This is a genomic window from Candidatus Rickettsia colombianensi (assembly GCF_003664375.1).
Lineage (GTDB): Bacteria > Pseudomonadota > Alphaproteobacteria > Rickettsiales > Rickettsiaceae > Rickettsia > Rickettsia tamurae.
Genome location: NZ_RAQN01000009.1, coordinates 87,791 through 113,579, shown reverse-complemented (window position 1 = coordinate 113,579; position 25,789 = coordinate 87,791). Strand labels below are relative to the sequence as shown.

Sequence of the window (25,789 nt, the reverse complement as noted above, 5' to 3'; positions counted from 1 at the left end):
ATATGAATATAATTTCAGAACAGAATAAAAAAGAATTATTAGAAATAACTGAAAATTTTCCTGCAGATATTGCATTACTAATAAATTATATAAATAAAACATTTAAATGTCACATTCATGATTTATCTTTATCGGATCAAAAAGATTTAAAGTTTTTTATAGCAAAAAGCTTTGCAAATCAAATTGATGTTTGTAAAACTAAAGAACATGCTCAAAATTTTTTACAAGAGATATTGGAAGATAAGCCTGTATATAGTTTAGACATTGACGGAGCAACATACTATGCCGCATTAGATTTTACCGAACTAAATCAAAATAATATGCTGAATACAAGATTTAGCGGAACCTCTCTTGATTTTATAGAAACACTACCTAACTTTTCTAGTGATAAACAAAAATATAAGGCTGAACTAGTTTTTACAGAATTAAAACAAAATAATTTTGCAAATATATATTTGGAAAAACAGCAATATAACTCTCAAAGTATTCTTATTTTAAATATATAAAATAATCACAATAATTACATATTATTTCCTAAAATTATAAACCTTGAAGAACAAGTTATCATAGATGTATTAAATAATTTATTATTATTAGGTGCTTATAATAAATGTAATTTTTTTGAATCCAATAATGGATCAGAAATATATTTTAGATTACCTAATAATGAAAGGCTTGCCATGAAAGTTTTTAGTTTAAATAATCAGCCTATATTAAAAGAAAATAAATTTGAAAATGCTATATTATTTTTAAGTAAAAAATAAACGAAAATGGTGATGTTGACTATAATGAAGGCTTTAGTGCTGATATAGCCGATGGCAAAATAAATTCTTCTTATGTAACTCCTTTAGGCGAGATAATGGATTTGAATTAAAAAAATAATAATATGATAAACAAAATTATACTACTTCTTACATTATGTTTTTTAAATACTCATTTACTAGCTAATAGCGATAAGCGGTTAAAAGATATTGCACTCTACCCTACGCCACTTAAAAATCAAAAGCGTTATGTAATTCATTTACCTACAGAACCTAATGAGGAAAGGTTGAAAGTAGCATTACAAGCTATAAAAGATGCAATGAAAGATTGTAATCGTGTTTGGTTTGGCGGTAAGCTGGAAACAAAAACTTTAGAAGGTTGGGGATATAATTATTATGTAATCGATCAAGTTAGCGATCACCCTGCTAGTACAATGATGGTATACCCAAACGTAAAAGCAACCATACAACCGGTTAGTGTATTTTTAGGCGATAAAACATTTTTTAGATATAATAGCAAACTACCTATCGTAGTATATGCTCCAAAAGATGTTGAACTACATTACGTTATTTGGGCATCAAAATGATATAATCAATTCTGCAAAGGAAGAATAGCTTCTTTAACGTGAGCGTTCACAGGTTTTTCACTGTCACCCCGTGGCTTGACCACGGGGTCTAGAAAAAATAACTTCAACATTGTTATCTACACTACATGTTTAACAAAATAAACATATAAAAATAAATTTTTCTATGTTTTACTGGATCCCATGAATAAATCACGGGATGACAGAGAGGAATAATAAGCCACTCAACACCCGTGAACGGTCACTCTTTCACATCAATATAAACATTGCCCTGTTAAATCCAAAAAATCTTTTTGAACATCGAGGTAGTTCTCTTTTAAACTTGTATAGTAAAAGGATTTACATTGGCATTGCTTAGAAAAAGTTGTTTTATAGTGTAGTTTAGCCTTCCGATGTCATTCCCGCAAAAGCGGGAATGACATCGAAACTTTAGATTAACTCTTTTAGTCAATGCCTAAATTACTCAAAATCTTCCTCTACAGCTTCAACCTCTTGCACTTCCGGTACAAAATGTTTAAGCATGGACTCAATACCGTTTTTTAAGGTAATAGTGGAACTAGGACATCCAAGGCATGCACCACGAAGTGCTAATTTAACTATACCGTTTTCAAAGCCTTTATATATTATATCACCGCCGTCTTGTGCAACAGATGGACGCACCCTAGTTTCAATAATCTCTACGATTTGCTTCTCTATTTCTGAAAGCCCATCAAGGCTATGATTTACATTATCTGCTTTGGTGCTTTCTTCAAATACCGGAAATCCTGCAACAAAATGATCCATAATAACCATTAAAATTTCAGGCTTTATAACTTGCCAATTATCTTCAGCTTGTTTAGTTACTGTTATAAAATCACTACCAAAAAATACTGATTTTACATTATTAATATGAAATAGCGATTCTGCAAGTTTGCTTCTTCCTTTTACTTCAGCAAGCTCACTAAAAAATACCGGCTGATCACTACTTATTTCCTGCCCCGGGAAAAATTTTATTGCATCGGGATTGGGAGTATCTTCAGTTTGAATAAACATAATTAAAGCACACTAATAAATTTGTTGATTATTATAAATTGATAGTACTACTTTTACAATATATTTGTATTTATCTTGGGCATTGTTGCATGGCTCTCAAAAGCCGTATATGTCATTCCTGCGGAAGCAGGAATCCAGTACTGCCTATCCCCGTTATTGCGAGAAAGCATTTATACCGACGAAGCAATCTCATGAAATTTAAGAGAGATTGCCACGTCGCTACGCTCCTCACAATGACAAGTATAAATATTTTTTTAGATTCCCGCTTTTAGCTAGGAATAACATAAGGCGGTAAATATCTAATTAATATATAAGCAGGTATAAAACAAAATCCTGCTACAATAAAGAAATAAGTCCAACCTAAATAAGTAGCTGCATAACCTGAAATACTACCAAACAATATGGTACTAATATGAGCAATAGAAGTAATTAAAGCAATTTGGGTTATACAATATTTAGAACTACAGCATCTTAATTGGTACGAAAAAAACGACGACATAGTTAAGCCATTGGTAAATTCTTGAAAAAAGACCGCTATATACAGACTTGTAATATCTCGATTATAAAAATAGAGAAATAAAAAAGATAGGCTAGATAAAGCATGATATATTAATGCTCTTTTAAGCAAATAAGAATATTCATATTTTCGGCACAAAACCCCGCCTATAAAACCTCCAAGGATTGCAGCACACATACCGAAAGCTTTATAGCCAAGCGCTAAGTCCTTTTTCGTATAACCGATATCGAGATAAAACATATTCGGCATAATTGAAAGAAAATTATCTTGAAGACGATATAGAAGCATAAAACTAACAATTATTAGCCATTTAGGTTTCTCGATAAAGTCATAAAAGGCATGCCAAAATCTATCAAAATCATTAATAATTATCTTATCTTTAAATTTAAGCGGATAGAATATAATTAATAGTAATGACGGTATACATAAAATTGCCATAACACGATAAACATCTTGCCAAGATATGATAGTAGATAAATATAACGCTCCTAAACCTGCTATAAGTATACCTATTCTAAAGCCTGTAGTACAGGCTGCTTCACTTATGCCCCAATTTTTATTTGTAATCAGTAACATCTGTGATGATTGAAGTAACATATCATAAATGGAAGAAAAAAATGCCACAGCTACTAAGCATAAAACAAATGGTATAAAATGAGTGTTAGGGTTAAAATTTGTCAGAACATATACACAAAAAATACAACTAACCAAAGCAATAATTAAACAATATTTATATCCTCGCTTACTTAAAGGAGCAAAACTTACTTTTTCAAGTAAAGGACCCCATAAAAATTTAAATATATGAATAAAATTAACTAAACTAAAAAGCCCGATAGTGATTTTATCAAAACCGGATTCTCGAAGCCAAAAAGAAAGAGTTGAACTGGTAAGTAAATAAATTAAACCTCCGGGAAAAGAAATTATTAATATAAAGAAAATATTAGATATATATTGAAATCGTGAAAAATTTAAACTTATGAACTTATTCTCCTTTTTTATATTTGTCATCACACGCCTTGATCGGCGTTTCTGCATATATCAATTCCACTTCTTTCATCCCGCGACTTGATCGCGAGATCCAGTTTAAAATACTAATAATATTAGTATTTTAAGTTGTTTTTTGGACCCCGTGGTCAAGCCACGGGATGACAATGTAATAACCACCCACACGATCAAAGATCACTCACAATGACGTAAATCTAAACTACGATACTTTCTTTCTTTTATTACCGTAGCTGTTACCGTCAAAGGTTCTTTTACGGCTACTATCAAAAGAATTAAACTTTTTACCGTCACCGCCGGCTCTTTTACCGAATGATCTTTTACGATTATTTTTATCACTTCTAAACTCACTACGTGGCGTAGATTCTCCTTTATTTACTAGACGATCGATTGCACGCCATCTAATAACATCATCAGGAGAAATAAAAGACAACGCATGTCCGGTAGCCCCTGCTCTACCCGTTCTACCTATTCTATGTAAATAATCTTCAGGACACATAGGTAAATCATAATTAATAACATGCTGTGTATGAGGAATATCAAGCCCACGAGCCGCTACATCAGTTGCTACCATTATTCTATGGTTTGACTTACGAAATGATAAAATTACTCTTTCACGTTGATGCTGACTTAAATCACCGTGTATAGCTTCTGCTTTATGATTTTCATATTTCAACATTTTAGCTAGCTGATCGGCAGAGCGTTTAGTTTTCACAAAAATAATTACCGATCCTTCCCTATTACCAAGTTGTTTAGTTAATTCACTAAATTTTTCTTTATCAGAAATATGTAATGATTCCTGTTTTATTTCTGCAGCTGCTTTATTAGTAGCACCTACCGTAATACGTACCGGATTGTTTAGATATTTTTGAGAAAGAGCAATAATATGTTTTGGCATAGTAGCAGAAAACATTAAAACTTGTCTTTTTTCCGGTAAAAATTTATTGATTTCTTCTAACTGTTCTTTCATCCCCATATCAAGCATTCTATCCATTTCGTCAAGTACGGTTATACCTATGCAATCAATTTTTAGACTTCCCCTATTTAAGTGATCGATAATACGCCCCGGCGTACCGATAATCACTTTTGGATTCTTTTTTAATTGCATAAATTGTTTAGGCATCGTTTCACCGCCTATCAAAACTGCACTATTAATTTTATAGGATGTAGTTACTTTATTTAAAGTACTATGTATTTGTATTGCTAGTTCTCTAGTCGGAACAAGAATTAAAGCAGTAGTTTTATTTTTAATAAATGAATCAATTAATGGCAATAAATAAGCGAGAGTTTTTCCTGAACCTGTTTGGCTAGAGGCGAGTATGTCCGACCCCGCTATTGCAACCGGAATCGATTGCTTTTGTATTTCAGTCGGCTCAGTGATATTCATTGTCTCAAGAGCAATAATTAATTCTTCAGATAAATTAAAATTTTTCATTATATAATCCAATATAGTTTTAAATCAAAATATGCACATTATTGATTAGACCTCTTACATAACCCATTTCTAAAGATAATTAAGACATCGACTCTATCCTCTCATCCTCACGCACTTAACTATAGTACGCTTGCGTAGAGTAGAAATCTCTTAATTCCTTTTATAAGATAAATTATGCAAGAGGTCTATCGTATAAAAAATAAGTTATAGTAAATTAAAATAACGACTTATATAATTATCCTGAATCAAAAAATATGCTTAACTAGATTACAAAACACCAACTAAATATATAAAACGATAATGAATAATGAAACTATTTTAGAATCTTATTCAAGCCAGAATAATATTATTAGATTTAGGGCATTTTCACGCCCTTTAGTAAAAATAATTTATTATACTTAAATTATATAGGTTATTATAAGACAAAAATAAAATATTTACTATTTTGATAAAAATAACTAGGCTACCCTAAATTATAAACAATTTTGGATAACTTCTTAATAAATATATTTATTTAATTCTGAGGTTAACAGCATAGGCTTTTCCTTGCTTTTCTTCAAGATCAAAAATTACATCTTGTCCTTCTTCAAGGCTATGTAAACCTGCTGCGTCTACAGCTGATTTGTGTACAAACACATCTTTGCCGCCATTTTCCTGTTCAATAAATCCAAAATTCTTCGTAGAATTATACCACTTAACTTTACCTACTATATTTGTAGCCATAAAAACCTTTATTAGATAGAAATTACTTATTTGAACTTAACACACGCTTATAATAACTAAAACTTAAATTTTACTTTAAGCCTTACTTAAATATAAGAGCCGATAAAAATTCATTATGCAAAACTACCTTACCTTGCAGCATTTGTCAATAAACATGTCAATAACATGCAAAAGAAAGTATTGCTTTCTGAAACTAATCTATCATATTATTACTATTTTGTCACTATTTAAGTTAATTATCTAATAAATTAATGAGTCAACTAACTATTTTATAAGGTGTTTAATAACTTTTTCATATCAGACTAATATATTAACGATAAAAGTACTTGCTTTTTTGTATTTTTTTTATTAACCTGTCACCGTGAATTAAATAGTATACAATATACTGTACACTGATCTTGCCCGCGTGATGGAATGGTAGACATAACAGACTTAAAATCTGTGGAGCGTAAGCTCTTGCCGGTTCAAGTCCGGCCGCGGGTACCATTAACATTAAAACGTACAAGGCTCAACTTTCAGCTATAATCCTAAAGGATTTAATAAAGACCCAATATTATCAAAACTTGGGTTACCTTTGCTAGATAACACTTTTTAATAATTAGTTTATAGAGTATAATTAACATTTTAATAAGTTGTAAATGTTAATATCGTTAATCAATATAACCCAAAACTTACTGTATAGTATAAAAATAAGATTAAATCCTAATGACCCTAAAGTTTATTATGATAAAGGTAGAACTTTAGAAAAGTTAGGAAAGTATAAGGCAGCTCTTAAATGGTTTAATAAGGCTCTTGAATTAGATCCTAGCAACACTGAAGCATACATGGAACATGGCGCGAGGCTGATGTTCTTTAATTTAAATTCAGCACTTCCTAACAAGAATGAACTAGCACTTGAAGCATTTGAGAAAATAATAGAATTAAATCCAAAACATTTTCATGCATATCTTAATAAAGGTATGGTATTAGTTAGGCTAAAAAAATATGACTTGGCTTTAGATGCTTACTCAAAAGCAATAGAGTTAAACCCTACTCATCCTTATGCTTATCATAATAAAGCACAAATTTTAAGGCAACTACAACAATATGATTTAGCATTAGAGTTTTTTGATAAAGCAATAGAATTAGACCCTAATAATCCTACACCTCATATTGATAAAGGTGTTACACTATTTAATTGGAAAAAATATAACTTAGCCCTCAAATCATTTAATAAAGCGTTAGAATTGGACCCTGATAATCCAGATGCAAGTACTAGAAAACAATTACTATTAGATATGCAGAAATAATTTATATACTAAAAAGATCCTTAACGTAAATCATGAGTATTACCAATAGTTACAAACTATCCGACATAGCTAAAACATTAAGATTAACTACTCGTAGGATTCAGCAATTAGTAAAAAACGATATATTACCAAAGCCCATTAATAGCAATTATGATTTAGCGGTATATATTAGAGCTTATGAGAAGTATTTACAATAGTAGAATCTAGGCAAAAACAATTCCGGTAGGAATGGTAAGTACTAGATTAACAAATAAAAAGGATATTTTACAACAACAATCCTTAAAAATACGCAGCTTAAAAAATTAGGACAAGGCAGAGTTTAAGGTTCTCTGTATTATATTCCATGCTATTCAAAACGATTAGCTAATTCTGATCAATTTTGTTGCATAATAAAAGTATAGTTTATTTGTGTTCTAAAGTTTGTTGTAGTTACTAAACAGTCCTACTTACGGGTGCAGAACTTGAGCGTGACGCATCAAGTGAAGTAGTAAAAAGAATCGGCTATAATGCTGTGTTGCGTGGTCACTTAAAACAAACAGAAAAAACCGAACATTTCTATCAAACACCCTGAATCTTTTGCCGTTGCTAGGAAATAATCAACTAGCTTTTCTTGCTACTTCCATAGTACGAATACGATGTTTAATATGAGACCACTCGTTACGTTCTGCAACCTCTAAATCATAATGCGATTGTAGGTTAATCCACATTTGAGCCGAGGTTTGAAAATACTTACCGAGTCGCAATGCCATATCAGCAGTAATTGATCTTCTACCGTGTACTATTGCATGGATACGGCTAGGCGGTACATCAATATCACGAGCTAACCTGTTTTGACTTATATTTAAAGGCTTCATGAATTCTTCTTCTAATACCTCACCAGGCGTTACAAGATCTAGTAATTGGTGCATATAACCTCCTTAATGGTAATCAACAATTTCAACATTATGGGCGTTTCCGTCATGCCAAGTAAAACTATACGCCATTGATCGTTAATACGAATACTATGCTGATCTACTCTATCACCTTTTAATGACTTAAGATTATTACCAGGAGGAGAACATAAATCATTAATATTAATAGCCGAATTTAGTAATTTAAGCTTTCTTTGAGCTTGACGAGAGACTGCACTAAAACATTTTGTAAATTTATTATAAAATAACTTTTCAGTATCAGAACAAGCAAAAGATACAATTCAAGAACTAAATTGTATTTACCTAAATAGTATAAAGCAATACCTTTATTGTTATATGCTTTAGAATAACCAGGATTTAACTTAATGGCTTCATTGCAAACCTCAAGAGCTAATGCATATTTACCTAGTAAATAGAAAAAACCGTATTTTTGAGTAAGATAGATTTATTAAATATATAATTATTACAATTAACAATTATATTTATTGACTTCTTTTAAATTCCCCCTATAAATTACTTCTCTCAAATGATAATTAAACTCTATCATTAATATATAAGCTAATTTTAAAGAGTTAAAATATGAAAAATAAAGAAGAAGAAATTTTAACCTCTGAGTCTTATATTGATGAAGAGGAAGAAAAGAAATTAAAAGCTCAAAATGCAAGGAAAGAGCTTAAGTTAATACTAATAACTCTTGGCATAGTTTTGACTAGTTTTTTAACTTTCTGTTATTTCTTTTTTAATTATGCAGAAGAAAAAGCAGCAGAGTATAAATTACAGCAAGAACAAGAAGCCAAAGCAACTAATAAAACAGAATGATAGTAGCTAAAATACTAAAAGTTAAAATTATTAATACTTCTTTAAGATTAAAAAATTATTTATTATTGCAACCTTATAATTTTTACTTTAATTGTAATCAACTCTTATTAACAAAAATAAGAAATAACTTTTATGGAAGATTTAAGCTCTTGGAAGGAAAAGTTTGAAGTTTGCGTTTACACTAAAAAGCTGATTGATAAACTCGAATATTTAAACACTAAAGTAAAAAATCCTGTTGATATAGAGGAAGTCAAAAAAGGTATCTACTACGCTCATAAATATCATAGTTTGCAAATGCGTCAATCAGGCGATCCTTACTATTCTCATCCGATTGAGGTGGCGATTATGGTAGCAGAATTTGTAACAAATGAAGCTAGTAAACTTTTTACCCATGTTATACTGCAAGCGGCATTGTTACACGATACAATTGAGGATACAGAACTTACTAAAGAAATAATTACCGAAACTTTTGGGATAGAAGTAGCAAAGCACGTAGAAGGGTTAACTAGGGTTAAGCCTTATGGAAAAATTAGTGCAGCAGAAAGCTTAGACTTATTAATAAAGGATATTAACGAAAGTGCATTAATAATTAAATTCTTTGATCGCATGCATAATATGCAAACTATAAGTGCTAAATCACCTGAGAAAATAAAAAAATTGTTGAAGAAACATTACAATCTTTTTTATCACTTGCAGTGTCTTTTGATGTGTGTGAATTAGAACAAGAATTTATAAAATAATGTTTTAAAAGCTATGCAATTGAAAGACCTATTTTTTGATTAAAATCAATTTCTGTTTTATCGAGTTTTTCAAAGTGATTTAATCCAAACATAAACCCTATGCTTATAGGTATCATAATTACTAACATTCCCCAATGTCCGAAAAATTCTGTTAAATAAATAAGCCCAAAAGAAGTAAGAACATACATCATAGCACGGGATAGAGCATATATAAAACTGGTATAAGTAAAGCGTTTAAATACTGGGAAATGTCTATAAAATATAGGCATTGCTGGTGTATCACAAAATCTGAATAAAACTATAAATGATTGAATTAATAATATATCAAAACCGCTTGTACTATAGTTTAATAAATATGGAAATAACAGTATAAAAATTCCAAATATAATTGCTTTTACTCTTAGTATAATTAAAGGATAAATGTAATAACTTAAATATGTTATTATTATGTAGCTAGCAACATGTACTATAGAAACTAAAAAGTTTTGATGGATTATTTGTGCAGGAGTATAGTTAAAAGAATTTTTTAAAATATTTCCACAATGTACGTATATAAAATAAAAACATACAGGACCTGCACACTGAATACAAAATAAAGCTAAGGAAGTTTTTATACTCACTTTCTGGTTCCATAAAGGATTTTCTTCTAATTTGCTTATATCTAAATTAGCTTTTTCAAGTATATTTTTTACTCTTCTTTTTGCATCAGCAAATTCAGGCGTCTCTCTGAGGCGTGTTCTAGCCAATCCTCCAATCATTGCAATACCTGTCTATCCAAAAAGCATATCGCCAATTTGCTCCTGTCGTAGTTGTTAAATATGCTACAAACAATGCTCCCATCCCTCCTAACGAAGTAAAAACAGAAGTTAAAGCTACCCAGCTGCTTTTATCCCTATTTCAGCGTATGTAGGTAAAATTGCCACTATAAAGCAAGATAAAGCCATAATTAAAGCTGTTATAACTACAGCAGTAGATTTACGTCCTAAGTGATCAATATAACCTATAATTATTGCCCCTACAGGTCTACAAATATATGTAGAACAAAAGGCAAAAGCAGAAAGTAAGAAAACAACTTGAGGATCTGAAGTTGGAAAAAATATATCGTTGAGTAATACTGCCATATGAATATATAATAGAAGATCAAAATACTCTAAAAAAGTACCAATAGACAATAATCCTACCGCTTCTTGCTGTTCTCTATTTAACCTTAATTGCTTTTTTTATAGGTCAGCATAATTTCGTTACAAAAAGTTAAATTGTAAAGAAATCTATACTGTTTTATATAGAACGTCAATAGGATTTTTCGCCTTATACGATAAATAGAGAAATGAAGTGCAACTTAACACACTTCACATGTAGTGGAATGTAAGAAGTTAAGATATTTCACAACTTTCTTTAGATATTTGCCCTATATGTTCTACTTCATACTTTTTTTTTCTTGAGGTACTAGACCATGATGAACACAATATCTTTTTATAAACAGCAAATTCTTAAATAACCTTGGTATATATTTGGCACTTGAAGAAATTAAACAATATTTTCAGCTAGAAAAAGTAAGATTATTATCACACATAAAACTCGTTATTTAAAGATGTTTTAAACTGTTCTGACGATAATTTTGGAACAACTGTAATACATAGATTTTTTAAATCAATAAATAGCAACTATCATTAACTATTAAAATCTTCTATTATTTCCTTTAATCCCCTATAAATTCATAAACTCTTTAAATTACTTTCAAATTTTTATTTATATCTTTAATTAAATTTCTATTGCATTCTTAAAACTTTTTATTATGATTTTGTCTATAGCTCATTCTTTAACAAAAAATTAAAATTTATAGAATTTAATAAGAGGATAATATGTATAATTAGAATATTTTTCTAGAATCAATATGCAAAAATTAATAAGATTTTAAAAATTAATTTTTTAATAACTTTCTTGTCATAGATATGAAAATCGATTAGTTGAGTTGAAAGTTAATTTATACAAATCTCATGTTCTATTAGCAGCACAATAAATATGTGATAAATAAACTAATTGAAAGAAAAAAATAAGTAATATACAGTAATGGTTCATTTTTAGATTGAAAAGCAAAAAAATCTATACTATCTTTGGTAGTTATAATTAAATATATTGAAAATATGCTTTTTCAATCACTAAATTTATACTCTATCTTAGTTGCAGGTCTTACAGCTACCGTTATCGTTTTTATGCGTCAGTTATCTTATTACAAACAGCAAATTATTAATAAGGATTTAAAAAATAATACCTGCATATTTTGATAAAAAAATGTTATATAAAATTCTTAATAATAACTGCGACAAATATTCTGCTCTTGAAATGATGAGCAATTAAGCGAATTATTTAGAGATTCTTTAAACTATTTTATTAATGCTTTTATATCAAAATCCGATAAATCAGTTGCAGCAAATAAAGCGTTTAGTATACAAGATGAACATAACAATACTCACAAATTATATGCGTTTTTAGAGAAAAATAAAATATCGGACAAAACACATCAAATGCTTATATATGTCAAAGTACCTTATATAATGACCAAAGACGACGAAGAAAGCTTAAACACTTTCATACACTTGGCTAAGATAATGTAGATTTCCCAAAAATAAAATCAGAACCTCAAGAAAGAAGAATAACTAATTTCAAAACTGTCTATTAGAAAATTATTTTAAAAAGCACCAGTCATTTATATTAAATCACAACTAATAATTAAAAATTGTTGACTTATTTTAAGTATCTTTATATCATAATTTACTTAAATGATATTTAAACTCTATCATTAATTTTTAATAAACTTAAGATATGGTAACACATGGAAAATAAAGAAGAAGAATCAAATATATTACCTGAGTTTATAATTGATGAAGAAGAGGAAAAACGATTAAAAGCTGAAAACTCTAAAAAAGAACTTAAGTTAATATTAATAACGTTTGCAATCATTTTAACTAGTTTTTTAACATTTTGTTATTTCTTTTTTAACTATATAGAAGAAAAAGCAGCAGAATATAAACTACAGCAAGAAGCAGAAGCAAAAAAGTGAGATAAAGCTGAATGATGCAAGCTTATAATATTTCAGCAATTCTCAAATAATCTTGAGGGGTAAGGTTTTCAGCACGATAATTATCATTGATTTTCAACTGAGTTAATACTTCATGTATATTAGGTACAAGATTTTTCAGTGATGACTTGATCATTTTCCGTCGTCCTGCAAAAACAAGTTTTGTTATTCGCTCAACTTTATTTATCAGAGCAATAGACGGCGGATTTTCTAAAGGTATTAGTTTGACTATCGCAGAATATACTTTAGGAGGTGGATAGAAAGCAGTCGGTGCTACGTCAAAGCATTTTTCCACTTTAGCAATTAACTGACATATTACCGATAACCTGCCATATGCTTTAGTTGATGGCATAGCACAAATACGTTCTACTACTTCCTTTTGTAACATGAGAGTCATATTAGTAATTAGTCGTGCTTCTTTCAGCCATCTAATTACTAACTCAGTACCTATATGATACGGTAAATTAGAAATTATAGTTACTTTATAGTCAATTGATTTGGACTCGCCTACATCGTTACTCGTCACTCTCCTATTAGTTATAGGCTTCGCTTCTCGCTTCTTGTATGCAAATCCAACTGAATTGACTATATCATAGCTTAAATCGGTTAAATTTATTTTAAGCGCATCTTGTTTAATAATATTTAGATTAGGATAATATTCTTTAATCTCATTAAGGAGCGGGATGCATCTCTCATCTGTTTCTATAACAGTTAAGGATTCAGGTTTTTTTTGCAATATTGACCTAGTTAACCCTCCGGTGCCTGGTCCTATTTCTAATACTCGGCTATTTTCTGCAAGGTTACTCGCACGTACAATTTTATCACATAGGCTACTGTCAAAAATAAAATTTTGTCCGTGCTTTTTAAGAGGATTAATTTGATGAGATGCTGCATGTTTTGCAATTGAAGGGAGCATGGAGTAATGTTGTTCTAGCTAAAAAAGTTGCATGAATCAATTTTCATCGTCATTGCGAGTGACTGAAAGGAGCGTGACAATCTCATGAAATAGTATAAAATCCTGAGATTGCCGCGTCGAGGCTTTGCCTCTCCTCGCAATGACGAAAAACAGGTATCTCAAGATGACAACATTATTTTTATAGCTGCCTTTTTACGCATATTTTCAAACATTTTTTGTGCTTTTTGCGAAATCTTTTTATTGGTTAGGAAGTTTACTACATAATTATTTTCATCTTCATTAACATTTAAGATTTTTTTGCTGCACACTAATATTATTTCAAATTTGTTATTTACTTCAAAAACATTGCTTGCTTTATCAGGAGTTAAGTCCTTTACAATAGTTTGTTTTATGCCTTCTATCTTGTTAAGCTTATCGGTAATAATTTGCATAGTAGCAAAATTATCATAAAGCGATTTTTTAACATCCGCACATTTTTTTAGTCGATTTTTCAAATTATTCATCTGCGTAAACGCTTTATTGCCACTATCTTTAGATATAAATACTTGCATTGAAATTTCTACGTCTTTTTGATCGCTAGATAAAATTGCGACATCTATTTCTTTATTACTTACTTGTACCGATCTTGATAGACTTGATAAAATATTCATTTTAATCAACTCGGATTTAATTTGGGAAATAAAACTATCAGGATTAACCGATCTGCTTTTTAGATACTGAAGAAGAGAACCGTGAGGCATTTTATTACGATCTTCAATAGATTTAATAGCGTTATCTATCTCTTCTTGCGGAATTTCTCTATCTCCGGCATATTGAAAAAGCAAAGATTCGTCAATTAAGCTCTTGATTGCTAAGTCACTTAGCTGCTTATCTTGAGCAGGCGTTAGACTTTCAACATTATTTAGTGCCATAATCATTTTTTTTCTAGCACGGAACTCATTAAAAGTAATAGGTTCATCATTTACGGATGCTACTATATTCGGTAATGATGCTTGTGCTACATTAAAAGTAAAAAAAACGGTAATGATTAATAATAATTTTCTCATGTGATACTCTGAATAAGTGACCAGTAAGTAGACGAAGTTTTATTTGGAAAAGAGCAAGGAGTCTATAAGTCAAGGAGCGGAGCGTACATTTAGTACGTGAGCACCACAAAACTTATAAGACGACGTAGCCAATTTTTCAAATAAAACGAGTATACTCACATGTTTAAAACTTTTAAACCGATAGAAATAGTCGGCGAAGAGGTAGTCTTTTTGATTCCTCTACTTCCATCGGCTAGATAATCGGAATAAATCTTTGCAGTAATTCTAACACAATCTTTCGCATATGTCACCCTAATAGTTCGAGTAAGCAAATTTGGAGATCGTCTAGAGAGATCAATACGTGCACCAAAGCCTATAGTCCAATTTTCCGCTAGCTGATAATTTATGTCCCCATAAAATTGTCGCACTCTATTATTTGAAACCTTTATACTTTCTACGGAATAATATTTTTTAAGATTGGTAAGCTGAATAAAACTACCTAGAAAGTTAATCTTATCATAGTTAAAATTTCCTCCCACTTCATCTCTAATAGGTCTGAAATATCTATCTTTCCGAAAGCTATAAAACACTTCTAAATTATCAGAAAGATTACCTAGAACCTGCCCTACATTCTCCGTATTATCAGCAGGCAAATCTATACTATATCTTGTATTACGCGACTGTCCTAAAAATAATTTTAAATAATTTTCTTCTTTAGCAATACTAGTATTTAAGCCGTAACTTAATCTATTACCGAAATCATGGCAATCAATACCGCTATAACGGTTGGATAAAAAGATATTTTTTTCGGATAATTCATATTTAGCAGGATCAATTATAACAAAATTTTTATCTTTCTTAGATAGTTTACGTCCCATAGTAAAAGAAACTACCGGCTCAATAAGTAAATTTATCGTTTTTGTTATATTACCTACTAACAAATAACGCCATAAAGTTTGCAATTCCGGTATATTCCTTTGAAATGATTTACTTTCTCTCGGCTTATCTAAATAAGCCCGTCTAGCAAGATAAAAATCGCCTCTATCTTTTGCTACAAAATCAAAAATTTGCCCTGAAGACGTCAGCACATTATGCATCAAGGATAATTGTAAAGAGGTTCTAGCAAGTTGTTTTCCTATTCTTTCTTTGTACATTAACGTATTATTTTCAACAACGATATGGCTATTGTCATTATCATTCAAATTTATCACGTTTTTTGTATTGATTTTCGGTAATACTAGAGGATCGGTATATTTACTATCATTACTACCTAAGCCTTGAAAACTTAATCCTTCCGCCGAAAAATAATCAGTCTCATGAATTTTATTTAAGAATATTTTAGAAGTTAAATATGAAGCGTAGTTATTATAATAATTTTTTAAATAAGCTTTATCCGATGTACGTTCCACCCTGAAACCGTAATCATAAACTTTATCGGTACTAATAAAATTACCGCTTGCTATATAATGATAAGAAGAAACTTTTTTATTTTTCACTACACTTCCGTCTTTTGTTAGAAAATACGGTAATTTACCGTAACTACCTTGAAAATTCATATTATCGGTATCATTCGGGCGATAGCGTGCTTCTAGCTCATAAATTTGATATTTACTAAAAATCCTTGGAGTGAGAGTAAAATCCATATTAGGTTTTGCACGTAGATATAGAGGGATACCAAACCCTTTATTTTTGACGTCAGGCACTAATAATCCGGAAGTTGCAGGTGCTGTAGGAGTCGGATGGAAAAAATACGGTAAGTACAAAATCGGTACGCCATATACTTCAAAAAATACGTTTTTATAAACTACTCTATGTTCTTCGGAATGAATATAAGTATCCTTAGCAGCAATTTGCCAAATAGGGTCTCTATTACAAGTAACATCGCAAGGGGTAAATTCGGCATGGTGCAGCTTAAGATTATTTTCATCTATTCTTTCGGCAAGTTTAGCAATTAAAAGATTATTATCACCGGAAAGCAAAATGAATTCCGATATGATACCTTTCTTAAATTCATCTTTTAAAACCGCTTTGTCTCCCTCTATTATCCGGTTTTGTTTATCCTTAATTCGGATATTACCTTCTGCCCATAAAATATCGTTTTCTATATCATAAAGTAAATTATCTGCCGTTAATAAATACTCATCCGTGATAATTCTTATATTACCTTTAGCATATATCAAATCCTGACTTTCATTATACTCTACGAAGTCGGCTATCATATTGCTTATTTTAATATTTTGACCATTCTTAGAAAGATCGGCAAAACTTACCAAAGAAAATATTATGATAATAAGCAAGCATATTATTCGCAGTAGCATTTATATTAATAAATATATTTTAACAGTAAAAAATAATAGCAAGCTATTAGCAATATATCAAATAATAAAAAATTTTGCTTGCTCTTTTGCAGTGCAAGGTTATTCTATGGAGATGATAACCGTCATTGCGAGTGGACATTGTTGCGTGGATCGATTCCACTACTGTCATACCGTGGTCAAGCCACGGGATGACATCGGAACATTTTTCAAGAACCATGCAACAAAGCCACTCTCAGCTCAAAAAACCAAGTACTAATAAAATGCTAGACAATTTCATTGCAAATCAAGCAACTAAAGAGTTTTCAGTTAGTGACATTTCTAATAAAATTAAAGAATTATTAGAAAATAATTTTAGCTATATTAAGGTAAAAGGAGAAATTTCAGGTTTAAAAATAGCAAGCTCAGGTCATGCTTATTTTAACTTAAAAGAAAATACCGCTATTTTAGCCTGTACTTGCTGGCGTCCTATTCTTGCTAAAATCAAATTTCCTTTAAATGACGGTATGGAAGTGGTGATTAGCGGCAAGCTTTCAAGCTATGCAGGTAATTCACGCTATCAATTATCGGTAGATAATTTGCAACCTGCAGGACTTGGTGCTATGTTGCAAATTCTAAATGAACGCAAAGCTCGTTTAGAAAAAGAGGGACTATTTAATAAGAAACGTATTCCTATACCTTTTTTACCTGATAAAATAGGCGTTATCACTTCAATAACCGGTGCTGTTATTAAAGATATTATTCATCGCATTCGCGAACGTTTCCCGACTCGGATAATAATATGGCCGGTTAGCGTACAAGGCGAAAATTCCGGCAATGAAATTGCTGAAGCAATTGAAGGATTTAACAATTTAGAAGAGATAAATAAACCAAGTGTTATAATTGTTGCTAGAGGTGGCGGTTCTATAGAAGATCTTTGGTCATTTAACGATGAGATCTTAGTACGTGCCGCTTATAACTCAAAAATTCCTATTATTTCCGCAGTAGGCCATGAAGTGGATTATACTTTAATAGATTTAGCAGCCGATAAAAGAGCTCCGACGCCAACTGCTGCCGCAGAATTTGCCGTACCGGTACGATCTATTTTAAATAATACTCTACAATCTTATGAAAAAATATTATTGAATAATACTAGCCGGTTAATTAAATATCACGAACAAAATATAGTAAATTACGATAAAATACACAGATATCTCTCTCACTATATAAATAATAAGCAACAATTACTAGACGAAACCGTTTTTAATTTACTAGATGCTTTACCGTGCTTTATTGAACTACAAGAAACAAAGCTTAAATCTTTTTCTAAAGAAAGAGTTAATCCTGCTAAAATACTCAATTACAAAACATTAGAATTAACACATCAAACAGCTTATCTATCAAAATCGGCAAATAATACTTTGAAAAATTTTGAGTATAAATTAGAATTAAATAGCACGTTACTTGCAAGCCTTGATTATCATAACGTATTAAAACGAGGTTTTGCTATAGTTAAAGGAGAAACGGGTAATTTTTTATCTTCTAAAATTACTGCTGCAAATGAAAAAATTTTTAATATTAAATTTTCTGACGGCGAAATTAAAGTAGTTCGTAATTAAAAATGTCATCCTGTGGCTTGACCACAGGATCTTGTATCACAGGCTGTATCCTGAGATCCCGCAATCAAGTTGCGGGATGACATTAAAAATTACTAGATTCCTGCTTTCGCAGGAATGACAAAACATAATTCTAAAAAAATACAAACCATGAAAATTTTAAAGCTTTTTATTTTTATACTTCTCATTTCTAAAAATTTTTATGCTTTGAGCATAGGTACGAACGAACAACAAGCAATTTTAGAATGCAAAGGGACAGCCGATAAAAAAACTTTGATAAATGCATGGTATGTAAATGAGCCTTACCAATACTTAATTGCTACTTCAAACGGTCGCACTACCGTTTCCGGTATGGATATAGAATTAATTAACGCTATTACCGCAAAAATAGGTATCAATATTGAGTATAATCAAGATAGTTGGTATCAAGATCAATTAGATATTCAAAGTGGCAATGCCGATATGGCTGCAGGAGCTACTTATACTGCTGAGAGAAGTAACTACGCTCATTTTTCAAAACCTTATCGCTTAGAAGAACTATCATTATTTATTATTGAACCACTTGCCAAAAAGTTAAATTTTCAAAATGTTAATGAACTAACAGCACAAATACGCTTATTGAATCTTCATTTAGGAATAGTAAAAGGTACCGTATACGGAGACCCTAAATTTACGGATTTTTTATATAATGAGAAAAATCGGGATATAATTGAAATATATCAAAATGATATAGAATTAGTAAACGGAATAATAAAGAAAGAAATTGACGGTTTTATTAGTAGTAGAATAGTAGGTTCCGTTAATATACTCGGAAGAGCGATAGACAGGAACATATTAGAAGTTCCTTTAAATATTAAAACTCCTATACATTTGATGTTTAGCAAAAAAACCGTATCTTTAAATATAATTGAGCAATTTAATTTTGCGATAGATGATTTTCTTACAAGTAACGAATATAAAAAAATTATTAAGACATACATATACCATATTCTATTACCTAAATCTATAGATTCTCGTTGGTGTCATATTATAGGATTACTTGGCTGCCTTGCTTTTGCTTTTTCAGGAATTATTTTAAGTAGAAGAAAAAATAGTACTTTATTCGGTACATTTTTATTTGCAGTATTACCGTCTATTAGTAGCTGTATAATACTCGACTTAATAGTAAATCATGATACCGGACATTTAAACTTCTATTTTACTCCTTCTTATTTCTATTATATATTTGTAGTAGTTTTACTTAGTTTTACAATTATTAAATTATTCAGCTATTATAATAAACAGATTGCTGAAGATAATTATTTAGAACAATCACTAAATAATATAGTAGCAATTTGCGATTCATTTGGACAAGCAACTTTTATCATTATAGGAGTTGCAATGGTTATTATTCACAAAATCGAGCCTCTAAGTTTTTGGGGACCGTTTTTTGCTTTTATTACAGCTAATTGCGGTGCGATATTACGAGATTTTATTATGAAAGAACATTCAATTAAGAGAATACCAAGAGGAGTGAGTATTGAAATAAGTATATTATGGGGTATAGCCTTTAGCGTATTATTAGATATGTACGGCAGTAATCCAAATTACAATACCATAAAATATTCAATGATTATAGTAATTTCCGGAGCATTCATTACTAATCTTTTAGCTTATCATTTTGGTTTTCTTGAGTGGCGATTCCGTAATGAAAACACAAGCTTAGAAAAACAAACATGAAGATAGTTACTTGGAATATTAATTCCATAAAAACAAGACTTAATTTATTGCGTAATTTTTTATCTAAAGAAAATCCGGATATTTTATTATTGCAAGAAATAAAATGCGAAACCGAGAAATTTCCTTTTGATGAATTATCCGATTTACCTTATAATTTTTATGTTCACGGACAAAAATCATATAACGGCGTTGCTATAATTTCAAAATTTCCTGCCAATGAACTAATTAAGGATTTTCCGAATAATTACTACAGTGATCAAGCAAGATTCTTAGAAATAAAATTATCATTACCTATAGGATTCTGTAATATAATCTCGCTCTATGCTCCTAACGGTTCATTTGTCGGTAGCGATAAATTTGTAGCAAAGCTAGCATTTTATGATAATTTTATTAATTATCTATCAACTAAAAAATCTTTTGACGAAAAAACTATCATTGGCGGTGATTTCAATATTGCACCGTTCGATATAGACGTATATTCACCTAAGCTACTTGCTGAAACTACTTGTTTTACTGAGATTGAACAAAAAAAATTACGTACTATTCTAAATTCCGGGTTTGAGGATTTATATAGATTGATGCATCCGAGTAAACAAGAATTTTCATGGTGGGATTATAGAGCCGGGTGTTTTGAACAAAATAAAGGTATGAGGATTGATATGATCCTTGGTTGTAATAATACTATTGACTATTTAGAAAATTGCTATATGGATTATAATTTAAGGACTCAAGAAAAACCTTCAGATCATATACCGGTAATTGCGAGTTTTAAAAAATAGTCAGTGAATGTCATTGCCTGCGTGGATACCAGACCGTCATTGCGAGGAAAAACTGCAAGTTTTGACGAAGCAATCTCATGCTAAAGTCCTGAGATTGCCACGCTCCTTTTAGTCGCTCGCAATGACAATTTGCTATCCATGCAACAATACCTACGAAAATGACATAAATCACTTTTTAAGAAATAAATATATGTCTCCAAAATTCATGAAATTTTACGAAAAATATATGACGATTGTCGGTACAATCGGCAATTTTATGTTTTATATACAGGCTCATAAGATTTTCACCTGCAAATCTTCAGCTTCCGTTTCTATGCCCGCCTTTACTATAAGTGCTATTGCTCTTTGTAGTTGGCTTATATACGGCATATTAATAAAAAATACACCTATTATAATAGCAAATATAGTAGGTTTTATCGGGGCATTATTAGTTTTCTTAACCATAATAATATATTAATAATGACTAAGAAAATCATTACTTTAGTTGGTCGTCCGAATGTAGGCAAATCAACGCTTTTCAATAGATTAAGCATACATAAAAAAGCTATCGTTCACGATTTGCCGGGAGTCACTAGGGATAGAAAATATACAAAAGGCAAAATTGGCTCTTTTGAATTTTTGTTAATTGATACCCCAGGACTTGAAGAGAATCCTGATAGTATGGGAGCGAGGTTAATGGAACAGACTACTAAAGCAATTTTAGAAGCAGATTTAATTTGCTTTATGGTTGACGGTAGAAGCAGAATATTGCCCGATGATAAGCTACTTGGTAGCTTTGTTAGAAAATATAATAAACCTGCTATATTGGTAGTTAATAAATGCGAGAAAGCTTTTGATTTTGATAAAGAGTACTACAAATTAGGGTTTGATAGTATGGTGGCTATCTCTGCCGAGCATGGCACAGGCTTAATTAATTTATATGACGAGATTATTGCCAAGTTACCAGAATCAATCGAGACAAATATAGCCGATCCAATTAAAGGAGATTGTTTGCAGATAGTAGTTAGCGGCAGACCCAATGCCGGAAAATCTACTTTTATAAACGCTCTTATTAATGATGAAAGATTATTAACCGGTCCTGAAGCCGGCATTACTCGTGAATCAATTGAAATTGATTGGCAATACAAAAATAATCATATTAAATTAATCGATACGGCAGGACTGCGCAAAAAATCTACTATTACAGAATCTTTAGAAAAATTATCGGCATCAGATGCTATTAACAGTATTAAATTTGCTAATACCGTAATCTTAATGATTGATGCTTTAGTCCCTTTAAAACAGCAAGATTTAAATATTGCAAGCCATGTGGTAAATGAGGGAAGAAGTATAGTTATAGTAGTGAATAAATGGGATTTAGTTAAAGAATCCGAAAAAGAAGCATTTCAGGAAGAATTTTATTATCAGATAAATACTCATCTGCCTCAGGTTAAAGGGGTACCAGTTCTATTCATTTCAGCAATAAATAAACAAAATATAGAGCAGGTTTTAGATGCTTGTCTTAAAATCTATAAAATTTGGAATAAAAAAATAACTACCAGCAAATTAAATGAATGGCTTAATTTTACTATGGAAGCACATCCACTACCTCTACAAAAAGGCGGTAAAAGAGTGCGTGTAAAATATATGACTCAAACAAAAACCCGCCCACCTACTTTCAAATTATTCTCTAATAACCCGGAAAAAATTACCGATAGCTATACTCGTTATCTAGTAAACAATATGCGTGAGGCTTTTGACATGCCGGGCATTCCTATTAGATTCACTTACGTAAAAACTAAAAATCCTTATGTGTAGTTTAAAATTAATTAATTTACAAAATTTAAATTTACGTATATACTCGTTTATACAATAATCAAGTATATTATTATGCAAAGTCAAATTAAAAAATGGGGAAATAGTTTAGGTATTAGAATACCTAAATATTTAGCTGGAAAATGACATGTTAGTGAAGGCACATTAGTTAATTTAAAATTAACTAATAACGGTTTAATTATTAGCACAGAAGAATCTGAATTAGATATATTACTAAATAATATTACTGACTCTAATCGTCATCATGAATTATTAAGTAATGATAAGACGAAAGGTAATGAAACATGGTAAATTATATACCTGAAAAAGGTAATATAGTTTGGCTTGATTTTGAACCGCAAAAAGGTAAAGAAATTCAAAAGACACGCCCTGCGGTTGTACTTAGCTCTTACAAATATAATCTTAAAAGCGGTCTTGCTTTATTTGCTCCTATTACTAGTCAAATAAAAAATTATCCTTTTGAAGTAATAATAGATTTTCAGCAAATACAGGGGGCGGTATTATGTGATCAAGTTAGATCAATGGATTTCAAAGTACGTAAAGCAAATAAAATTCTAACATTAAATAAAATACTTATAAATGAAATAATATATAAATTAAAATTACTTCTATAGTTAATATAAACTTTTTCCTTTAGTATTACTATTTTGTAATATAATACTTATTAAGAAAGCAATAGTATCGAGAAACTGCTAGAAAACTTGTTAGTTGATTATCAAGCCGCCTTATTGTTCCAAACACTATTAGATTGACTCGTAATTAGTACACTTTAACCAAACTGTAAATTAGATAAGTTCTCTATTCCAACTACACTTTTTTCTGTTTTTTTATATGTATTATTCCCGGCATTATACTTCATCCTTGTAATTTCATAATGATACTTTGAATTTACAATATAATTTTAATCAAATAATAGCAAGATTTTTCTATGCTCCTCTACCGGATTTTCCTATCTCTCTTTGTCTTTCTTCTAATACCTTATTTGTATGCGGTCCTGCCGCTTCTTTATCTTTACTAAATTTACTATAGTTTCTGCTACTACTCCTAGAACTTTCGGGTCTGATAATAATTTTAACGCCGGCACTATAATTTTACCGTATTCATGTTTGCTAAATTTATCGGCAATCTTAATTAATTCAGGTGCATGTTTCCGGCTATCTTTACTAATTTTTCATCGTCTAATTTTAATTTTTGCCCCTTAGGTTGTTTTATTTAAAAACTCATCTACAACCGGTCCTAAACTACTTGCATGTTTTGTTAATAGTTCAGGAAGGTCTTTTTCAATTATTTTGCTTATTTCCGGATTATGATTTTTAATTTGTATTAAAGTACTAATCAATTCCTTTACCTCTTTTATCTTTTCTTCTTTTGATTTCTCTTCCTTTGGAAGTGACTTAATTAACTGAAATTTTTGTATTACATCGGCAACTTTATCGCTATCGGCAAGAGCGAGGCTTGCAAATTTAGTAATTGACGGCAGAGCATCTTTTAAAAAAGGCGTAGATGCATCTAGTGCCTTATGTATAAACTTCGGATCTTTCCCTTTTGACTCTATTCTTTCCGTTACTTTAGGATGTTTTAAAACATCTAATATACCCTGTTTATTACCATCTAAATATCGCGGTAATTCTTTTTCTAAAACAGGAGATAAATTATCAATAATTTTTTTTTGCATTTTCAACTAACTCTGTTATTTGAGGCTTTTTTCCTTTTAATAACTCTTTTTTAGTTTCAGTATCTAACCCTTCCATATTTAGGTTAATTTTAGTCCAACACTGATTTTCTTTAAGCTGACTATAAGCTTTTATAGCTGAAGGAGTACTTTCAATTAATTTTTCGCTAGAATTTGCAAGTAGTGTTACTGTATTTGCAATTAATTCAGGTTTAGCGATCTTTTGTGCTTTATTATTTATTATATTTTCCGTAATCTGAACTAACCCCTTTTGATTATCAGGATTTTTTAAAAATTGTACTAAATCATGATTAAGAAGGGGGTTTACTTTATCTGAAGTAATAATGTCATGTATATTTTTTAATATAGCACCTTGAGATGACTCGTTTTTTTGTTTAATATTCTTATATATTTCTTGTACTTTTGGGTTTAAATCGCTTTCTAGTGCTTTAGATATTAAATCTACTCCTAGTGTAGATAATTCTCTGATAAATTTAGGAGTTATTTTGTCTAATACATTTATTTTTTCTGTTTCGGAAGTTTGAAAGTTTTTTGTTATTTTGCTAAGCCTCTTACTTAAAATAGGCGTGAGAAGATATGGGATAACTTTAGATTGTAAAAGTGTTTCTTTTGAGCTATTGGATATAGTTTCGGAATGTAAAACAGAAGCACATTTTTTTATAAGCGATTCTGCATCTGCTATTATCTTGCAACCGGCTTCAATAGAACCTACATTAGTGGTAGCACTTCTCACTTTTCTGAGGTTATTAAGCTCCAGTGCAAGATCAGGTAAAACTTGAGAAGCCTTCCATGTAAATTGCAATGCACTAGGAGCATTCCCGACTGCTTGGATAACACTTTGTATTATACCTAAATTATCTTTATTAAGATCTAGATATCGTTTATTTAACTCATCATATTTTTTATTACCTGTTTCAGCCCCAAGAGCTAAATATCCAACTTGAACCCACGAAAGGTTTTTATATTCTTCATCAAGCTGTTGCCTTATATTATGGATTCCTGCTCTTGGCTTTTAGACATTTAAATATCTTTATATAATT

Annotated in this window: 26 protein-coding genes, 1 tRNA gene and 2 pseudogenes; 16 read left to right on the top strand and 13 right to left on the bottom strand. The window is 30.5% G+C overall.

The window, feature by feature from the left end:
- Window positions 1-2 precede the first annotated feature (2 nt).
- A complete protein-coding gene (locus D6968_RS05875) occupies window positions 3-506 on the top strand; it encodes a hypothetical protein (protein ID WP_245969187.1) in 504 nt (167 codons plus the stop codon).
- A 380-nt stretch (window positions 507-886) separates the two neighbouring features.
- Window positions 887-1,348 carry a serine protease inhibitor ecotin gene (eco, locus tag D6968_RS02995; RefSeq protein ID WP_121543296.1) on the top strand — a complete coding sequence of 154 codons (462 nt, stop codon included), beginning with the start codon at window positions 887-889 and terminating at the stop codon, window positions 1,346-1,348.
- Between the two features lie 456 nt (window positions 1,349-1,804).
- Here eco and D6968_RS02985 read toward each other — a convergent pair whose 3' ends face one another.
- From D6968_RS02985 to D6968_RS02965, 4 genes are all read right to left on the bottom strand, one after another.
- Window positions 1,805-2,377: a NifU family protein gene (locus D6968_RS02985; RefSeq protein ID WP_121543292.1), complete on the bottom strand. Its 573-nt coding sequence runs from the start codon at window positions 2,375-2,377 to the stop codon at window positions 1,805-1,807.
- A gap of 268 nt (window positions 2,378-2,645) precedes the next feature.
- Window positions 2,646-3,902, bottom strand: a complete 1,257-nt coding sequence (locus tag D6968_RS02980) for an MFS transporter (protein ID WP_177717238.1) — start codon at window positions 3,900-3,902, stop codon at window positions 2,646-2,648.
- 196 nt (window positions 3,903-4,098) lie between these two features.
- Entirely contained in the window at window positions 4,099-5,331 is a 1,233-nt protein-coding gene (locus D6968_RS02970; RefSeq protein WP_121543288.1) for a DEAD/DEAH box helicase, read from the bottom strand.
- 510 nt (window positions 5,332-5,841) lie between these two features.
- Window positions 5,842-6,054, bottom strand: a complete 213-nt coding sequence (locus D6968_RS02965; protein ID WP_008579233.1) for a cold-shock protein — start codon at window positions 6,052-6,054, stop codon at window positions 5,842-5,844.
- A gap of 400 nt (window positions 6,055-6,454) precedes the next feature.
- Between D6968_RS02965 and D6968_RS02955 the strand changes: the two genes are divergently transcribed.
- From D6968_RS02955 to D6968_RS05200, 3 genes are all read left to right on the top strand, one after another.
- Window positions 6,455-6,540, top strand: a tRNA-Leu gene (locus tag D6968_RS02955).
- Between the two features lie 152 nt (window positions 6,541-6,692).
- Complete coding sequence (locus D6968_RS02945; RefSeq protein WP_177717236.1) at window positions 6,693-7,343, top strand: tetratricopeptide repeat protein; 651 nt, start codon at window positions 6,693-6,695, stop codon at window positions 7,341-7,343.
- 32 nt (window positions 7,344-7,375) lie between these two features.
- Window positions 7,376-7,540 (top strand): hypothetical protein, encoded by a 165-nt coding sequence (locus D6968_RS05200; RefSeq protein ID WP_177717234.1) that lies wholly within the window; start codon window positions 7,376-7,378, stop codon window positions 7,538-7,540.
- Between the two features lie 399 nt (window positions 7,541-7,939).
- On the opposite strand, the gene D6968_RS02940 is transcribed toward D6968_RS05200, so the two are convergent.
- Both D6968_RS02940 and D6968_RS06650 read right to left on the bottom strand, forming a co-directional pair.
- Window positions 7,940-8,251, bottom strand: a complete 312-nt coding sequence (locus D6968_RS02940) for a HigA family addiction module antitoxin (protein ID WP_121543284.1) — start codon at window positions 8,249-8,251, stop codon at window positions 7,940-7,942.
- Complete coding sequence (locus D6968_RS06650) at window positions 8,236-8,535, bottom strand: type II toxin-antitoxin system RelE/ParE family toxin (protein ID WP_245969248.1); 300 nt, start codon at window positions 8,533-8,535, stop codon at window positions 8,236-8,238. The genes D6968_RS02940 and D6968_RS06650 overlap by 16 nt, the downstream gene beginning before the upstream one ends.
- 298 nt (window positions 8,536-8,833) lie before the next feature.
- On the opposite strand from D6968_RS06650, the gene D6968_RS02930 reads away from it, so the two are divergent.
- Window positions 8,834-9,073, top strand: a complete 240-nt coding sequence (locus D6968_RS02930; RefSeq protein ID WP_121543282.1) for an RP671a family tick cell line-upregulated protein — start codon at window positions 8,834-8,836, stop codon at window positions 9,071-9,073.
- 132 nt (window positions 9,074-9,205) lie between these two features.
- Window positions 9,206-9,813 (top strand): annotated as a pseudogene (locus tag D6968_RS02925) (HD domain-containing protein).
- Window positions 9,814-9,824: 11 nt separating this feature from the next.
- Here the strand turns inward: D6968_RS02925 and D6968_RS02920 are convergent.
- On the bottom strand, window positions 9,825-10,571 hold the full coding sequence (locus D6968_RS02920; RefSeq protein ID WP_245969186.1) for an MFS transporter: 747 nt from the start codon (window positions 10,569-10,571) through the stop codon (window positions 9,825-9,827).
- A gap of 114 nt (window positions 10,572-10,685) precedes the next feature.
- The gene (locus D6968_RS05870; RefSeq protein ID WP_410519442.1) at window positions 10,686-10,985 is read right to left on the bottom strand and encodes an MFS transporter; all 300 of its coding nucleotides are present in this window, start codon (window positions 10,983-10,985) and stop codon (window positions 10,686-10,688) included.
- Window positions 10,986-11,927: 942 nt separating this feature from the next.
- Between D6968_RS05870 and D6968_RS06505 the strand changes: the two are divergent.
- Together D6968_RS06505 and D6968_RS02910 are read left to right on the top strand one after the other, a co-directional pair.
- Window positions 11,928-12,428, top strand: a pseudogene (locus tag D6968_RS06505) (hypothetical protein).
- Window positions 12,429-12,646: 218 nt separating this feature from the next.
- Complete coding sequence (locus D6968_RS02910; protein WP_121543280.1) at window positions 12,647-12,874, top strand: RP671a family tick cell line-upregulated protein; 228 nt, start codon at window positions 12,647-12,649, stop codon at window positions 12,872-12,874.
- Window positions 12,875-12,896: 22 nt separating this feature from the next.
- Here the strand turns inward: D6968_RS02910 and rsmA are convergent, their stop codons facing one another.
- The 3 genes from rsmA to D6968_RS02895 form a co-directional block, all read right to left on the bottom strand.
- Window positions 12,897-13,808, bottom strand: a complete 912-nt coding sequence (gene rsmA / locus D6968_RS02905; RefSeq protein WP_121543278.1) for a 16S rRNA (adenine(1518)-N(6)/adenine(1519)-N(6))-dimethyltransferase RsmA — start codon at window positions 13,806-13,808, stop codon at window positions 12,897-12,899.
- Window positions 13,809-13,966: 158 nt separating this feature from the next.
- The gene (locus D6968_RS02900; protein ID WP_121543276.1) at window positions 13,967-14,854 is read right to left on the bottom strand and encodes a SurA N-terminal domain-containing protein; all 888 of its coding nucleotides are present in this window, start codon (window positions 14,852-14,854) and stop codon (window positions 13,967-13,969) included.
- Window positions 14,855-15,009: 155 nt separating this feature from the next.
- A complete protein-coding gene (locus tag D6968_RS02895; RefSeq protein ID WP_121543274.1) occupies window positions 15,010-17,151 on the bottom strand; it encodes an LPS-assembly protein LptD in 2,142 nt (713 codons plus the stop codon).
- Between the two features lie 260 nt (window positions 17,152-17,411).
- On the opposite strand from D6968_RS02895, the gene xseA reads away from it, so the two are divergent.
- The 7 genes from xseA (at window position 17,412) to D6968_RS05195 (ending at window position 24,085) form a co-directional block, all read left to right on the top strand.
- Window positions 17,412-18,746: an exodeoxyribonuclease VII large subunit gene (gene xseA, locus D6968_RS02885; RefSeq protein ID WP_121543270.1), complete on the top strand. Its 1,335-nt coding sequence runs from the start codon at window positions 17,412-17,414 to the stop codon at window positions 18,744-18,746.
- A gap of 114 nt (window positions 18,747-18,860) precedes the next feature.
- The gene (locus D6968_RS02880) at window positions 18,861-20,462 is read left to right on the top strand and encodes a transporter substrate-binding domain-containing protein (protein ID WP_245969184.1); all 1,602 of its coding nucleotides are present in this window, start codon (window positions 18,861-18,863) and stop codon (window positions 20,460-20,462) included.
- A complete protein-coding gene (gene xth, locus D6968_RS02875) occupies window positions 20,459-21,241 on the top strand; it encodes an exodeoxyribonuclease III (protein WP_121543268.1) in 783 nt (260 codons plus the stop codon). Before D6968_RS02880 ends, xth begins: the two co-directional genes overlap by 4 nt.
- 190 nt (window positions 21,242-21,431) lie before the next feature.
- Window positions 21,432-21,698 carry a SemiSWEET family sugar transporter gene (locus D6968_RS02865; RefSeq protein WP_121543266.1) on the top strand — a complete coding sequence of 89 codons (267 nt, stop codon included), beginning with the start codon at window positions 21,432-21,434 and terminating at the stop codon, window positions 21,696-21,698.
- 2 nt (window positions 21,699-21,700) lie between these two features.
- A complete protein-coding gene (gene der, locus D6968_RS02860) occupies window positions 21,701-23,038 on the top strand; it encodes a ribosome biogenesis GTPase Der (RefSeq protein ID WP_121543264.1) in 1,338 nt (445 codons plus the stop codon).
- Window positions 23,039-23,340: 302 nt separating this feature from the next.
- Window positions 23,341-23,670, top strand: a complete 330-nt coding sequence (locus tag D6968_RS02855) for a type II toxin-antitoxin system PemK/MazF family toxin (protein WP_121543262.1) — start codon at window positions 23,341-23,343, stop codon at window positions 23,668-23,670.
- A 268-nt stretch (window positions 23,671-23,938) separates the two neighbouring features.
- Window positions 23,939-24,085 (top strand): hypothetical protein, encoded by a 147-nt coding sequence (locus D6968_RS05195; RefSeq protein WP_177717232.1) that lies wholly within the window; start codon window positions 23,939-23,941, stop codon window positions 24,083-24,085.
- 169 nt (window positions 24,086-24,254) lie between these two features.
- On the opposite strand, the gene D6968_RS02850 is transcribed toward D6968_RS05195, so the two are convergent.
- Window positions 24,255-24,731: a hypothetical protein gene (locus tag D6968_RS02850; RefSeq protein WP_121543260.1), complete on the bottom strand. Its 477-nt coding sequence runs from the start codon at window positions 24,729-24,731 to the stop codon at window positions 24,255-24,257.
- Window positions 24,712-25,551, bottom strand: a complete 840-nt coding sequence (locus D6968_RS05865) for a hypothetical protein (RefSeq protein ID WP_245969182.1) — start codon at window positions 25,549-25,551, stop codon at window positions 24,712-24,714. Before D6968_RS05865 ends, D6968_RS02850 begins: the two co-directional genes overlap by 20 nt.
- Window positions 25,552-25,789 lie beyond the last annotated feature (238 nt).